Raw genomic sequence first — 15,195 nt, 5'->3', positions numbered from 1 at the left:
GAACAGCTCCAGAGTGACCTGGACAGGTTCATGAACGAGTATAACTGTAACCGCCCGCATCAGGGCTATAGACTAAACGGCTGCACCCCAGCAGAACGACTTATCGCGGCTCCAAAAGCTGCTTGATAGTAAACACGTTGACAAGACAATACAATTAAAGATAACCACCAACAAGTAGGATTGAAGCAACTGCCAACTGCCATTCTGTTTGCCGTAGAACTTGCAGTTGCAGGTCTCCTAATCGGCTTTCCGGACGCTGCAGGCGCCGTGTCGAATAGAGATGCCGCTGCAAGGATGATGGAGACGATCGCCTATCTTTCGATGCCGGAACTGGCCGGCCGCGATGCTCCCGGGCCTATGGCTGACAGCGTCGCGAGGTGGCTTGAGGTGCAATTTGCTGGTATCGACCTGAAGCCGGCATTCGCCGGGTCATATCTTCAGGATGTGCCGCTCGTCAGCGCCCGATTCGACACCGCAAATGGCGCTCGGCTTGCATATGAATCCCGAGCCGGCTGGCAGGAGTTGCGTTGGGGAGACGACTTCTTCGTCGCGCCGCGGCGTATTGCGGACGTTTCGCTCATTTCTACGACCCGGCTTTGCGGCTTTGGCATCGTTATGCCCGAAATCGGACGCAACGACTTCGACGGATTGCAGTCGGGTGAAGCGGCGGTCGTTCATGACGGTGCCGATTTGCCGAAGGAACATGTCGGAATGAAAGCAAATCCGGCTTACAAGGCGGCAGCAGCCCAGCGCGCCGGTGCCGCCATGCTCATCGTGTTGGTCGATGAACAAGCCGAACCCTTGCGCGAACGCCTCGACTTACGCGACCGATTCAAAGACCTCGGCAAAACATTGTATGACCTCCCCAATGCGACACCGGACTTCCCTGTGGTTTACGTTAGGAACGATGACTTTCGCAAGGCTTTATGGGCAGTCCCGACTGTTGATGACAATCTGGGAGCAGATACCATCTTGCGAGTTCGTGAGGATGGCTTCTCTGCCTTGCCAACGAGAATTCAGTTCGATCTGATGTTCAAAGAAACTGCGATAGCGTCCTCTGCCAATATCGCCGGTCTGATCGGAGATGGTAAAGAAGTCGTTGTCGTCGGAGCGCACTACGACCATCTCGGCCCGGAAGGCAGTACCTACTATCCAGGTGCAGATGACAATGCAAGCGGCATCGCCGTCCTGCTTGAGGCAGCACGGCGTATTGCGCTATCGGCACCTCCGGCCGGATGCGGCATTCTCTTTGTTGCTTTCACCTGTGAAGAGGACGGCCTTTTAGGATCGACCCACTTCGTGCGCCAACTTGAGTCGCAAGGTCGCAAGTTGCGAGCGATGGTCAACCTCGACATGGTCGGGCGGCGAGGTTTCGCTGCAATGAGCGATGCGGGCAAGGATCCCTCTGCGGCTCCTTTTGGATTTCTTGCCGCTTACTACTCATCGCATTCACCCGAGTTGGGCGAAGAACTGAAGTCATCTGCTCGAGAAGTCGCCGGGCTTTATCCCGAAATCAAGCCGACCGACGCCTTTCGTCACTTTGGCGATGCAGCGCCGTTTCACGCAGCGAGGATTCCAACTCTGCATATTTTCAGCGGCTTTCATTCGGACTATCATCGGACAACCGACACGCCGGATAGGATCGACCCCGACAAACTTCTTTTAGGGGCTGACTGGCTTAAGATCCTTCTCCATCGCCTGGCTGATAGGGAAATAGCCCCGGTATTCGCTCCGTCCGGTGCAGCATCTACTGGCAGCAAACGACCTTGAAGCGAGTTACCATCAAGTCTTATGGCACATATCAACCACGCAATCTTCATCTGAGGTGCCTGCAATGAGATCACTTGGACATCTGTCGGTCTTGGCGCTGCTCCTAATTTCAGCCTTGAATGGGCTAGCCGAAACGCGCGTAACCGGCCCTGTCCGTGGCCAGTGGACAGTCGCCCAAAGTCCTTACATCGTCATCGGCAATGTCAGTGTCGGCGCGAACGAGACCTTGACTATCGAGCCGGGCGTTGTGGTCCGGTTCGCCGGAAACTTCCGTTTCGATGTCTCCGGTGTTCTTCAGGCCATAGGGACTGTGAATGACTCGATCCGATTCTTCTCCGATTCGGGACAGCCGGGTGCATGGCGAGCCATCTACATTACCGGCGCTTTGACCGACGGGACGATTTTGCGCTATGTAACCTTGGCGCACGCCTATCGCGGTGTCGAAGCGACCGATGCCAACCCGCGCATCGCCAACAGCAGGTTCTACGGCTGCCAGAATGCCGGGATCCGTTCGGTCCGCTCCCGACCACAGATCGCCGACTGTCTGATTTCGAACATCACCGATAATGGCAACGGCATCGCCGCCACCGAACGCAGCATTGCCACCATCACCAACTCGACCATTTTCAACTGCACTCGCTTTGGCATCGGCGCCGACGAGAACTCGGTTGTCAATGTGTCGAACTGCTTCATTGACAACACCACCGACGCCGGTATCTACCTGAATGCTGCTCCCAATTCGGTAATCGAAAGAACGGTCATCGCCAACGCGCGCACTCGCGCTTTCTCAGTCTGGCAGTCGAATGCCGTCCGAATGGAACGTTGCGTCGCTTATCAAGCCACCGGCCCCGGATTCTATCTCTACAACAGCCAGAGCCTAAACCTGCTCAACAACACCTCGCTGTCGAACGGCCAATATGGCATTCTACTCGCCAGCGGTTCGACCGCCACCTTGACCAACAATCTGGTCGTCCAGAACCGCATGAGCGGCATCCTGAACGATCGCAGCCAGGCGCTCTTACGCTATAACGACTTCTGGGCGAACAATCGCGACTACGACGGCATCGAGGCTGGCGCGAACGATATTTCTGCCGATCCCCGACTCGTCGATCCGGCGCATTTCGACTTCCGTCCAGGAGAAGGCTCGGACGTCATCGATGCCGGCGATCCGGCGACCGGCTACGATCCTGACGGCACCCGTCGCGATATAGGTGCCGGTTTCTTCAATCAGAACCGCCCACCCCGCCTTACCGACTGGGAGCCTGACACGCTCATTAGCGTATCGGGCGACAGCCTTATCACCTTTTCGGTTACTGCAGAAGACGACGACGGCGACGCCCTGCGCTACTACTGGTATTTGAACGGTGGAGCGGTCGGCAACAACCGGACCTTTCAACGTGCCTTTCCGCAGGATGGCGCCTTTGTGGTTCGTGTCGTCGTAGATGACAACCTCTACGAAGGCCGGACGGATCACACCTGGTCATTCAGCGTGATCGGCGCTGCGGCGCCGCGGGCCGAACTCCCGGCGGACTGGTCAGTCTCACCGGCCTTTCCCAATCCCTTCAACAATGCCACCCGAATCGACTACACCTTGCCTTTTGCAGGCTCGGGATTCGTAACACTTGTCGATTTGACGGGTCGCGAGGTGCACCGCGCCGAACTTCATCATCAAAGTGCAGGAAGCCACACCCTCGTCTTTCCCGGAAGTCGATTGCCGTCCGGTCTTTACAGCCTCTCGCTGCGACTCGGGCCACTATATCATCAACAAACCCTAATCCATCTGAAGTGAACGGTTTGCCTTCTACAACTGCACAGCGGGGTATCGGCAGGTTCATTGCAGCGCTGCTGACCTTGTTCTTTATTCTCCCGTCGGGACTACTACGAGCCGAAAAACTCGAACTTGAACTCGAGAAGAAACTGTCGCAACTCGAATCGCTCAACACCCGGCTGCAGGAAGCCTCCGACAAAGGCGACAACGCGGCTTACGAATCGCTTCGTAAGGAGTGGGAAAAGGTCGCCGGAGAAGTATCCCAACTCAAAACCGAACTGCAGGGCGATAAAGAAACCCGCGCCAAAGCCATTGCCTACTTCAACGAAGGCAACGGGCATTTGCAGGCCGGCCGCTTTCCGGATGCAGTTGCCAGTTACCAGAAGTCGCTCGAACTCGACCGCACTAACGCCCAGGTCTATTACAACCTCGGCTATGGTTACCTGAAACTTAAAAAGGACTCTGAAGCCCGAGCCGCCTTCCAGAACGCTGTCAAGTTCAATGGCAACTACACCGCAGCCTACATTGCGCTCGGCAACATTGCCGAACGTTTGCGTGAAGATACCGACGCTCTCGCCAATTACAAGAAGGCTCTCGAGACCGATGACAAGGAAGTGAAGGCTTACTTTGGCATCGGCAATGTTCACCTGCGTGCGGCGCGCTACAAGGAAGCCGAGACCTTCTACCGGCAGGCGGTCGAGGTCGATTCCAAGCACGACGACTCATGGACCGGACTTGGCCGTGCACTTAAGGAATTAGGCCGCAACGATGAGGCCTTGGAGGCCTTCCAAACCGCCGCCGGGATCAAGCCTCGCGATGCCAGGACCCACCATTTTATCGCCGAATTGCGCAACAAGAAAGGCAATCACGCCGGAGCCCTCGAGGCGGCCGAGAAGGCTCTATCGCTCGACCGCACCCTCGCTGCTGCCTGGTATGAGAAGGGCTTTGCGCTAATGAGCCTGGGCCGCAAGTCTGACGCCATCATCGCCTTTGAGCAAGCCAAGAATGACCGCAACTGGCGCGACATCGCCGAGCATCAGATCAAGGTTTGCAAAGGGCTTATTCCCAAGTAGTTCGATAGAGCAAAGGGCGGATTCCTGCGACCGGACGTTGTGATGACACGCCGGATGCTTCTTTGTCGCTGCGCCGGTGCGCTGGTCGGCAGCATCGACGAGACGGTTCGCGCGGTCTTGCGCGAAGCCTTTGAAGGCGGCGTTTCCACCTCTGACCTCCGCGAAATCATACTCACTTCCTACCTCTTCGACGGCTTCCCGACTGCCCTTGAGGGCTACCGTCTGCTATGGGAAGTCCTATCCACTAGCGAGTTGAGCCAACCGGCATCGGACGTCATACGCTATTCGGAAGACAACCTCGCGCATTGGCGTCGGCGCGGCGAAGCGCTTTGCCGCGCAGTCTATGGTGAGAAGTATGATCCATTGATGGGTCAGCTTGCTGCCATCGCCCCGGAACTGCTCGACGCGATGATCATCGAGGGATATGGCAAGGTCCTTTCGCGACCCAATCTGCCGGTTGTCGAGCGGGAACTCTGCGTCATCGCAATGCTGATCATCAAGAACCGACCTCGACAACTCCTAAGCCACGCTATCGGTGCGCTCCACCTCGGCGCATCGCTGACGGACTTGAGGAATGTCGTTTCAGCAGTAGCGGAATTCACCAGCCCTAGTCACATAGAGGCTGCCGTCTCGCTTATCGCAAATGCCGCCTCCAAACATCATACCGAACGAACGTCGGCACAGATATCGGCAGGTCCGTTTTGATTCTGCGAACCTTGTTCGACACTCGACGGTCCGTCGCCCATGCGATACTCCTGGTCTGCTTACCCGCTTGCCTGACGGCCGCTCCCCATTTCTACCATAACTATCCTTATGGAACCGAGAGCCTATACAATCCACTGTCGGTAACGCTAAATGCCTCGTTCGACATTCTGCAGGTAACCAACCGGAACAACGTCCTTGCGGCTCAGCATATCGGATCCGGCTTTCGAAATGTCTTCGACAATCTTCGCAATCCGGCGCGAGCCATTGACGCCTATGGTTGGAGACGCTTTTGGACCAACGAGGTCATACCGCTCAGCTTCCACACTGACGACGCCCAATATGTGCCTAACTATAAACTCCACCTGATCGGTGGAGGGATGACTTACGTGATGCTTGCCGAATGGTATGAAGCGCATCACTGGAATTACCCGCGAACCCTGGCGGTGCTCACCGTTGCCGGGCAGCGTCTTCTCAATGAGGCCGTCGAGAATGGCGACTTTAAGGGCCCCAATACCGATCCCATAGCCGACCTATTGATCTTCGATCCCCTCGGTGTCGTTCTTTTCAGCATACCTGGAGTTCCCGGCTTCTTCGCCGACCGAATGGGTCTGCGCGACTGGTCATTTCAACCCTTTTACCTTCCGCAGGACAACTCGCTTCGGAACAGCGGTCAAAAGTTCTCCTACAAGGTCGCTCTTCCAGGACTGGAGTCCTGGCGGCTCTTCTATTTTTCCGGCATCGAGGGGATGGGAGGGCTATCCAAGCGCCTGAATGAAGCGGACGACCTCTCGGCAGCCCTCGGCCTTATCGCATCCCGCCTGGTCGATGTCGATTCGCTCAACGGCTCACGCAAACTGACGACGAAGTTAGTCTGGGCTGGAGGTCTTTTCTACGACCGCAACGGATCGCTACTGGCGTCGCTCATCTTCGGAGGCCCGCGAGCCTATCTCGCCCGGTTGAACATTTTCCCGGGCGTCCTGCACTGGAGAGCCTTTTCGCCCGGTTTGGCATTACTCTATCAGAAGAACGGCGCCATCTCGCTCGGTCTAACCGCCCGCTGGTCACCAGTAGGGATTGGTGTAGCCAGTCGATCCTAATCCGGTAGAAAGTCCATTTGTCTGCCAGAATGATCGGCTTGTCTGACACTATCGGCCATTATGGCAGACGGTGGAAACTACCATTGCTCGATTCGTGCTTGAAGGAACTGGCATCGTCCTTGCAATAAGTCATTATCCACTTATTGGTCAAGGACCATGCTACCCAACGCAGACATTCAGAGCGAAGTGCGCCGTCATTATGCCCGTATCGCCACCGGAAAGCAGACCTCCTGCGGCTGCGGGACCTCATGCTGTGACGACGCGACGGCCGACCGTCAGGCCGGACTGATGGGCTATTCGACAGCCGAAATCGAAGTTGTTCCCGAGGAGTCTAACCTTGGACTCGGCTGCGGCAATCCGACGGCGATTGCCGGTTTGTCCGAGGGTGAGGTTGTTCTTGACCTTGGCAGTGGTGCCGGATTCGATTGCTTCCTGGCAGCACGAAAGGTTGGTTCAAGGGGGCGGGTCATCGGTGTCGATATGACCCCCGAAATGATCGCCAAGGCGCGTCAAAACGCCGATCGCGGCAACTACGGCAATGTCGAGTTCCGGCTCGGCGAAATCGAACATCTCCCCGTCGAGTCGAACGCCGTCGATGTGATCATTTCCAACTGCGTCATCAACTTGACACCCGACAAGGGTGTCGTAATGGCGGAGATGTTCCGCGTCCTTAAGCCCGGCGGCCGAATCGCCATCGCCGATGTCGTAGCGACCGGCGATGTGCCTGAGGAAGTCCGCAGCGACACTAACCTGTGGTCGAGTTGCGCCGCCGGTGCCCTGCCGCGATCGCAATGGGAAAGCGGACTTAGAGACCGCGGCTTCGTATCAATTAGTGTCACCCCCAAAGACTCGAGTCGGGACCTCATCAAGGAGTGGAGCCCCGGCAGCCGGCTTGAAGACCTCTTCATCTCTGCCGAAATCGCGGCGATGAAGCCGTTCTGATGAGCCATGGCGGGTGACGACCATCCATAGAACCAAGGAGGTTAGATGCCCGCCGAAAACCATGAAAAGAGGGTGGCGCTCTTCATTGATGCCGAAAACCTGATCCGACCGCTTGAAAACAAACTTGAGCGGCTAAATCTCGAAAGCATCATCCGGAGGGTGCGCGAGCAAGGTGTCTTGATGCTCTCCCGGGCGTATGGCGATTGGGGCTATCTCCCCTGTCGCGACTACATCCGGGAGTTCAACTCGTTCGGCATCGAGATGTCCCAACTCCATTCTGACCAGCGCGGCAAGAACACCGCCGATATGCAGTTGACCGTCGATGTTCTTGAGCATTGTCGATCGTCGATTTCAGCCCAGGCGATTGTTCTGGCTTCAGGAGATCGCGATTTCGTTCCGTTAGTGCAGGCGCTTCGCCGTCAGGGTAAGGAGGTAATCTGCATCTGCATCGATGAAGCCGCAAGTTCAGTTTTGCAGCAGATATGCGACGTTTACATTGCCTATGACACCTTAAAACTGCTGCCCCAGAAGATTGCCGAGCAACCCGCCGCTCCCGGAACTGCTGTTGCACCTGTTGAGGAGGATGTCGCCACCCTGCTCGAGAAGGAGCGCGGAAAGGCCTTTCAAACCCTCGCCGACGCTATCATTGCCGTCAAACGACGTGGCGGACCGGCTATCGGCGGGCACGTCAACACCGTAATGCGCCAGTTGATGCCCAGTTTCGACCTGATTACCCTCGGTTTCAATTCCTTCAAGGAGTTTGTTGAAGAAGGCTACAAGCGCAAACTGGTGCTTATTGTCAAACCTGAGTCGGGAATAGGCGACTTCAGCCTCGATGTGCCGAGCGCCGAAGCGAAGCCAAAGCCTCAACTTGGCCAGGGTCTAAACTACTTGACAATCGAAGAGTCGGTAAAGAGTTACCGCATCCTCCTGGAGCGCAAGCGGGTCGCCTGGATTCCCTGGAAGTTCCGCGAGCCGATCGTCCGGCACCTTTGGGAGACGCTGCTGGCTCGCGGCGACAGTGGTATGCTCGGCGACGATATGGTCGATATGCTGATAGACTTCGCTTACGAGCGCGAATGGAACATCAGCGAATCCCAAATCGTCAAACTGCTCTACACGCTCAACATCGCCTATTGCTTCAAGATCGACGGCGTGGCAAAGAGGGTCAACGATGTTCTCTCAAGTTACCTCACGACGGCCGTCGATGACGTCGATCAGGTGCTGGAGTTCATGCACCTGACCTATTTGAAGGGACTCCGCTTCGAAGATCACGCCTGCATTCTGAAACCGGAAGCCGTAGCGGAACTTCTCTTCGACGCCCGAACCCCGGAGTTTGTTACGACTGCCCAGCAGTTGATTTACGACTGCTACACCTGGCGTTGAGAGCCGCGACTCGATGCCTGGAACAAATAAACAACATCTTTAACTACACGACGCATTCAGTCTAACTCAAGATGACCAATAAGATCATCGGAATCGACCTCGGCACCACCAACTCCTGTGTCGCGGTTATGGAGGGCGGCCAACCGGTCGTCATCCCCAATAGCGAAGGCGGGCGAACGACGCCCTCCATCGTCGCTTTTGCCAAGAACGGCGAAAGGCTCGTCGGCGGTCCCGCCAAGCGTCAAGCCGTGACCAACCCCAAGCGGACGATCTACTCAATCAAGCGCTTCATGGGCCGCGCTCACGATGAAGTCGATCACGAGCGGAGCATCGTCCCTTACGCGGTCGTCAAGGGCGACGGCAATCTGGCACGGGTCAAGATCGACGATCAAGTCTATCCGCCACCCGAGATTTCGGCAATGATTCTGCAGAAGATGAAGCAGTCTGCGGAGGATTATCTCGGCGAAAAGGTGACTCGCGCAGTGATCACCGTCCCGGCTTACTTCAACGATGCGCAACGTCAGGCTACCAAAGATGCCGGTGAAATTGCCGGTCTAAAAGTCGAACGGATCATCAACGAGCCGACCGCTGCTGCCCTTGCATATGGCCTTGATAAGAAGAGAGACGAGACCATTGCCGTCTATGACCTTGGAGGCGGGACGTTCGACATCTCAATCCTCGAAATAGGTGAAGGTGTCTTTGAGGTTCGCTCGACCAACGGCGATACGCACCTCGGCGGCGACGACTTCGATCAGCGGCTGATCGACTATGTTGCCGATGAGTTCAGGAAGGCCGAAGGTGTCGATCTCCGCAAGGATCCGATGGCTCTTCAGCGTCTAAAGGAAGCCTGCGAGAAAGCCAAGATTGAACTCTCGTCCGCGAATCAGACGCAGGTCAATCTCCCGTTCATCACCGCTACTGCCGACGGCCCGAAGCACCTTGACATGACAATCACCCGGACGCAGTTCGAGAAGTTGGTCGCCGACCTGATCGAGCGCTCGATTACGCCCTGCCGTCATGCCCTGAAAGATGCAAAGTTAAAGTCTTCCGATATCGACGAGGTGATCCTCGTTGGCGGTTCGACGCGGGTGCCTGCGGTGATCGAAGCCGTCCGCCAATTCTTCGGCAAAGAGCCGAACCGGTCGGTCAATCCGGACGAAGTCGTCGCTGTCGGTGCTGCCATTCAAGGCGGAGTGCTGGGCGGTGATGTCTCCGATATCGTTCTGCTCGATGTAACGCCGCTCTCACTTGGCATAGAAACCCTTGGAGGCGTGATGACCGTTCTCATCCCGGCCAATACGACTATTCCGACTCGGCGCGAGGAAGTCTTCTCCACGGCTTCCGATAGTCAGACTACGGTCGATGTCCATGTTCTACAGGGCGAGCGCTCGATGGCGATCGATAACAAGACGATCGGGAGATTCCAGTTGACCGGCATTCCGCCGGCTCCGCGCGGCATTCCCCAGATTGCCGTCGCCTTTGACATCGACGCCAACGGAATCCTCTCGGTTACTGCCAAAGACAAGGCGACCAGTCGCGAGCAGAATATCAAGATCCAAGCTTCATCCGGTCTCTCGTCAGAGGAGATTGAGCGGATGAAGTCTGATGCCAAGTCGCATGCCGATGAAGACAAGAAGCGTCGCGAGCAGGTCGATCTGCGCAATCGTGCCGACCAGCAGGTCTGGCAGACCGAGAAGCAGATCGAAGAACTGGGCGAGAAGATCGATCCCGAGTCGAAACTGCGCCTTCAAGCCGCGGTTGACCGCTTGAAGGAGACCCTTAAATCGGATGCCATAGAACCCATTCGGTCGGCATCAGAAGACCTCGACAAGATTTGGCAGGAGGTTTCGTCGAAGATGTATGAGCGCGTCTCGAAGGAGGCACCGGGGGCAGAGGCTTCAAGCAGCGACGGCAAGACTTCGACCGGTGCCAAGTCAGGTGGGGAAGAGGTTAAAGCCGACTATGAGGTCGTGGAGTAGTGGTGTATGTAGTGGATTGAGAAATCCGGGTAACCGGCGAGGAATGCGAACAGGGCAGGCGTTACGCCTGCCCTGTTCGCTCTACGCTACTTATCAAAATTCGCCTCAATCCTTTTATGGTCCCTCATCAAGAGCCATCATCGCCGCACCCACGACCCCGGCCCAGTTGCCAAGTTTGGCTCCTCTGATTTTCAACGAAGACAGGTAGGTTGCAAAAGCACGCCTCTCGACCTCTCGACGCGCCGGACCCAAAAGCAACTCCCCGGCTGCCGAAACTCCACCACCGATGACGATGCATTGCGGATTGAATAGATTGACGAGTCCTGTCAGCGCAACACCCAACGTTTCGCCGATATAAGCATAGAAATCTCGAGCCTTGATATTCCGCCCCTTGGCCAGATGTGCCAACTCGACCAAACTTTTGCATGCGAATTCCGGATAGTGCTTCTCAATATAGCGATCAAGGCTGGCGCGTCCGATATAACTCTCGAGGCAGCCGCGTGAGCCGCAGCCACACTTCGGGCCGTATCGCGAGATGGGAATGTGCCCAATTTCACCGCCGCCGCCGTCGGTGCCTCGCAGGAGGCGTCCATCTACCACAATAGCGCCGCCGATACCGGTGCCGATGGTGATTGCCACGTAGTGTTGGCAACCTCTGGCTGCGCCGCACAAACCCTCGGCAATAGCGACGACATTGGCGTCATTATCCATTACCACATGAGCGCTCAAGCGACGCCCAAGGTCTGATGCCAAAGATTGTCCCACAATAGCCGGGCAGTTAGGCGCTGCAATTACCCGCTTACGACTCTGTTCCATAAGTCCGGCAACACCCAATCCGATAGCAGGAGCCAGTATCAGTCTCTCTAACTCTGCCTTGGCAATCTCTCGCAAGTTTTCAGTCAAGGCCACCAGATCGTCCAGGACAGTTTCATATCCAACCTGCACTCGGCTGGGAGCCATCACCTCTCGAACGACTTTGCCGGATCTTGTTATAATCCCGCCTTTCAGACGGGTTCCGCCCAAATCGATGCCTATAGCAATCTGCTCTTCTCGCTTGGGGCTCATTCGCCTAATCCTCCCGGTTCCTTGAAGTCGAGGTTCCAGTGCTCGTTGTCTCGCGTGAAGGGGACGATCGCATATCGCTCGCCGTTGTTCAATTGTCGCGATCCGATCGCCCTCTTGCCGTCTTCGATAATCAACTCCACACTAAATGGAATCGGCTCGGTCGCCCTCAACAGTGTCACGCGCCAATGCTCGTCGGCTGGTCGCTCAAGGTAAAAGGTGCAGCCTTTAAGCGAAAAGGTCAAGGCCACATTACCCCATGCTTCGGGTAACCGGGGCGAAAACGTCAACTGTCGCCCCTCGGATGCGCGCAGCCCCCATATGTCGTCTATGAACAACCTCAAGTATTCGGCATTGGCGAGAGTGAACTGGTCATCGGTAAATCCCCCCGTAGATTGCTTGACCGATTCGTCATAAACTATTGTTGGCAGTCCACCGATCAGTCCACTCAAAACCGCACCTGATAGACGATCGAACAACTCGATCATAGCGTCCGTTTGCCCATCAAGTCTATAGATGTCTGCTAAACGGCCTGAAGTCCAGACCATATCTCCGGTTGGGGGATCGTAGAGTTCATCGATATGCCACTCGACAGCCTCCATTTCAGCCCTCTCCCTACTTGGTACTCTCATCCCATAGTTCCCGATGATCTGGGCACCCTCCAGATATTCAAGCAAATTCCGGTTGTGCCGCTGGTGATCGGGATAGAGCCAGCCGAGTGCGTAAGCCATTGCCGGTGTTGGCATCCCGGTCGGCGTCAGCCTGTAGGTTGTCAAACCGCCTTTGCGGCGCGGCGGAATCGAGTTGAAAGTGAGTGCCGGAAGTGACCTCGACTGAGGCAATTGCCAGAAAGCCGCAAAGCCGGCTTCAATTGTGAGCGGAATGATATACTGCCGATCATCACTCCCAAAAGCCACCGGTGGAATGTCGGGAGACTCCCACCGCGGAACGCCGCTCAATGACGCTTCAGGCAGCGTTCCCGATCGGTCATAGCGCAAAAGGTGTCGCCGCGCAATCCCATAAAGTGCCTGAACATCGACCTGGAAGATGGAGTCACCTTTGACTACATCGAAGTAAGGCGAATCCCCAGTGAATAGTCCATATCGGACAGCAGCCGTATCAAGTTGACTGGCTAGAATCTGCGCCATTGCAAGGGTCAATCTACTGGCTAATGTCGTATCGCTCACGCTATAGTCACGCGACAACCGTTCTTGCTCCAAAGCCCATAGCCCGATCAGAGCAGGTAAATTGTTCCTTTGTCCGGGAAGTGCATCCCCGTCGGGAAAGCCTGTGGTCGAATCAGACACCATCAGCATGCTTCGCATGATGTCATCGCACGATTTTCTGCTCCCTTTCACCAATGCCAAGCCGGGCAATGACATTAGCGCAAATCGACTCTCCATAGACGGCGAATGGGGCATCCCTGCAAGCAAATAGGTCTTTCCATCATAATAGACGACACTCTTTAGCAGACTCGTTTGCGCCCATCCGACAGCGCGTTCAATGCGCCTGTCATCGCACCTAAAGGCAAACCGCTCCATCGCTGCTGAATAAAGTGAATCCCGATGCAGGAAGAGGGTCTCTAATCCATCCAGAAGTCTTCGACCCCTTTCCCGACCGGTTATGGAATCGCCGGCTGCAATGTATGCGAACCGAATCGTCCGACCTGTCAACAGGTCGTCCCCCGGCGTGCGCCAAAGTCGGTATTCCGGATGTGATGCCGATCGTGTCGAGCCCGGCTCCGATTGTCGGGCTTCAACGACAATGGCAGGTGCTGGAATGTCCCTAATAACGACTCGATCCCGGCGGGGAAGGGTCAGGGTGACGATTAGTCCTGCTTCTCCATAAAGTGCTTCTACTCGCTCCACTAAACCCGATCCATAGTGTCTTTCAATCCAGAGTGGATGGACGATAGCCTGCTTCAAGTCATCATCCAGCCTGACCATGTCAATGGTCTCAATCTGCCAACCTAATAGCAGATGCAGATCCAACCAGTGCCATCCCTGTGCTGCGACATCACTCGATCGATTGACCTTGTCGAAGTACCATCCACCAGCGCCGTCGGTCAGAAAGGCCAGACGTTCATCGGCTCCGTCCAACGTGTCTGCAAGGCTCGTAAGGAATTCTTCTCCCAGCGGAATCTTTTGAGAACATGCCATTAGCACTACGGCCAACAATGACGATAACATCGAGCGAAGCATCAACATCAGTCCCCGCCTTTTCGATCTTTGCTGGAATCGAAGAACTCGCTTACAATGGAGATGAGTTCCTCTCTGTTCTGCGGCATCGCCGACCGACCCGGCAATGCACTGCGAATCCTGCGGCCATATTCCTTGGTTGTGATCCGTGGATCGAGGAAGAGGACAACTCCCCGGTCGGTGCTGCTGCGGATGAGCCGCCCGACGCCCTGTCGGGTGCGCAGGATCGCCATCGGCAACTGATACTCTTGAAAGGGCGACCGCCCTTCGCTGCGAATCTGATCGATCCTCGCTGCGACCACCGGATCCGCCGGCACATCGAACGGCAACTTGGCTACAATCACCATTTCCAGCGCTTCACCCGGCAGATCAACCCCCTCCCAAAGCGAATCGGTTCCGAGCAATATCCCTCCCCGCGTCTTACGAAATCGTTGTAAGAGCCGGTCGCGGTCGGCGCGTCCCCACTGGACAAGAAGTTCAATCTCGGTGCCGAGCAGCTCCCGCTTGAGACGCCGCTCAACGTCGCGCATCGCTCGGTAGGATGTGAAGAGCGCAAGAATAGCCCGATGCGTCGCAATGGCGGTTTCGGCGAGCAAGCTGGAGACCAGATCAGTATGTCCTTCGCGATCATCCTGCGGAGACGGAACAAAGGTCGGGTAGAGGATTAGGCAGTTCTTATCGAAGTCGAAGGGTGATCCAAACTGCGCCGATAATAGTCTCTCCGAAGGCAGCCGGTCGAGACCGAGCCGCCGGGACAGGTGAGTAAATGCATCCGGGCCATTCGAAGTCGATAGAGTCGCGGATGTGAAGATGACACTCTGCAGGCGCTCAAAGATATTCTGAGCCAGCATCGGTGCCACATCAAGCGGCGCCGATTTGATCCGCACCGGGTCCCTTGATTCCGGTGGAACATCGATCCAATGCACCCGATTCGGATCCGCTGCAGTCAGTGAGATAGTAAGCGCCATTGCGAGTTCCGCTGCTTCTCGCGACGCCGAGGTTAACTCTTGCTCAACCTGTGGAGTTAGACTCCGGTCGCTCGTTCCTTCCAGAAACTCACGCGCCAATTGCTGCAGTTCTCCGGACACCACTTGCATCGCGCTCGCAGCAGATCCGGCATTTGAGGAGAGCGCTTGCTGCACTGGATCGCCGGGTTCGTAGCGATACGCCGACGAGTAGAGTGCTCCCGGTAATGGGAGAGGCACGGACTGCCGG

At 56.2% G+C, this 15,195-nt stretch carries 11 protein-coding genes; 8 read left to right on the top strand and 3 right to left on the bottom strand.

What is annotated here, in order from left to right; translation table 11 throughout:
• Nucleotides 1–180 precede the first annotated feature (180 nt).
• From FJY67_08055 to dnaK, 8 genes are all read left to right on the top strand, one after another.
• Complete coding sequence (locus FJY67_08055) at nucleotides 181–1,770, top strand: M20/M25/M40 family metallo-hydrolase (protein MBM3329405.1); 1,590 nt, start codon at nucleotides 181–183, stop codon at nucleotides 1,768–1,770.
• Between the two features lie 64 nt (nucleotides 1,771–1,834).
• Complete coding sequence (locus tag FJY67_08050; protein MBM3329404.1) at nucleotides 1,835–3,559, top strand: PKD domain-containing protein; 1,725 nt, start codon at nucleotides 1,835–1,837, stop codon at nucleotides 3,557–3,559.
• Nucleotides 3,560–3,564: 5 nt separating this feature from the next.
• Nucleotides 3,565–4,611, top strand: a complete 1,047-nt coding sequence (locus FJY67_08045) for a tetratricopeptide repeat protein (GenBank protein ID MBM3329403.1) — start codon at nucleotides 3,565–3,567, stop codon at nucleotides 4,609–4,611.
• Between the two features lie 54 nt (nucleotides 4,612–4,665).
• Entirely contained in the window at nucleotides 4,666–5,316 is a 651-nt protein-coding gene (locus tag FJY67_08040) for a hypothetical protein (protein ID MBM3329402.1), read from the top strand.
• Nucleotides 5,313–6,413 (top strand): hypothetical protein, encoded by a 1,101-nt coding sequence (locus tag FJY67_08035; GenBank protein ID MBM3329401.1) that lies wholly within the window; start codon nucleotides 5,313–5,315, stop codon nucleotides 6,411–6,413. The genes FJY67_08040 and FJY67_08035 overlap by 4 nt, the downstream gene beginning before the upstream one ends.
• A 156-nt stretch (nucleotides 6,414–6,569) precedes the next feature.
• The gene (gene arsM, locus FJY67_08030; GenBank protein MBM3329400.1) at nucleotides 6,570–7,355 is read left to right on the top strand and encodes an arsenite methyltransferase; all 786 of its coding nucleotides are present in this window, start codon (nucleotides 6,570–6,572) and stop codon (nucleotides 7,353–7,355) included.
• A 45-nt stretch (nucleotides 7,356–7,400) separates the two neighbouring features.
• The gene (locus FJY67_08025; GenBank protein ID MBM3329399.1) at nucleotides 7,401–8,741 is read left to right on the top strand and encodes an NYN domain-containing protein; all 1,341 of its coding nucleotides are present in this window, start codon (nucleotides 7,401–7,403) and stop codon (nucleotides 8,739–8,741) included.
• A gap of 71 nt (nucleotides 8,742–8,812) precedes the next feature.
• Entirely contained in the window at nucleotides 8,813–10,720 is a 1,908-nt protein-coding gene (gene dnaK, locus FJY67_08020) for a molecular chaperone DnaK (protein ID MBM3329398.1), read from the top strand.
• 114 nt (nucleotides 10,721–10,834) lie between these two features.
• On the opposite strand, the gene FJY67_08015 is transcribed toward dnaK, so the two are convergent.
• Genes FJY67_08015 through FJY67_08005 form a run of 3 tightly spaced genes read right to left on the bottom strand, consistent with a single transcriptional unit; the run spans nucleotide 10,835 to nucleotide 15,185 of the window.
• Complete coding sequence (locus FJY67_08015) at nucleotides 10,835–11,785, bottom strand: ROK family protein (protein ID MBM3329397.1); 951 nt, start codon at nucleotides 11,783–11,785, stop codon at nucleotides 10,835–10,837.
• Nucleotides 11,782–13,941 (bottom strand): hypothetical protein, encoded by a 2,160-nt coding sequence (locus tag FJY67_08010; GenBank protein MBM3329396.1) that lies wholly within the window; start codon nucleotides 13,939–13,941, stop codon nucleotides 11,782–11,784. The genes FJY67_08015 and FJY67_08010 overlap by 4 nt, the downstream gene beginning before the upstream one ends.
• 47 nt (nucleotides 13,942–13,988) lie before the next feature.
• Nucleotides 13,989–15,185 carry a hypothetical protein gene (locus tag FJY67_08005; protein ID MBM3329395.1) on the bottom strand — a complete coding sequence of 399 codons (1,197 nt, stop codon included), beginning with the start codon at nucleotides 15,183–15,185 and terminating at the stop codon, nucleotides 13,989–13,991.
• Nucleotides 15,186–15,195: the final 10 nt, after the last annotated feature.

It is taken from the genome of Calditrichota bacterium, assembly GCA_016867835.1.
Lineage (GTDB): Bacteria > Electryoneota > AABM5-125-24 > Hatepunaeales > Hatepunaeaceae > VGIQ01.
The sequence above is the reverse complement of the archived record's forward strand: the minus strand, read 5'-3'. Positions and strand labels throughout refer to the sequence as shown.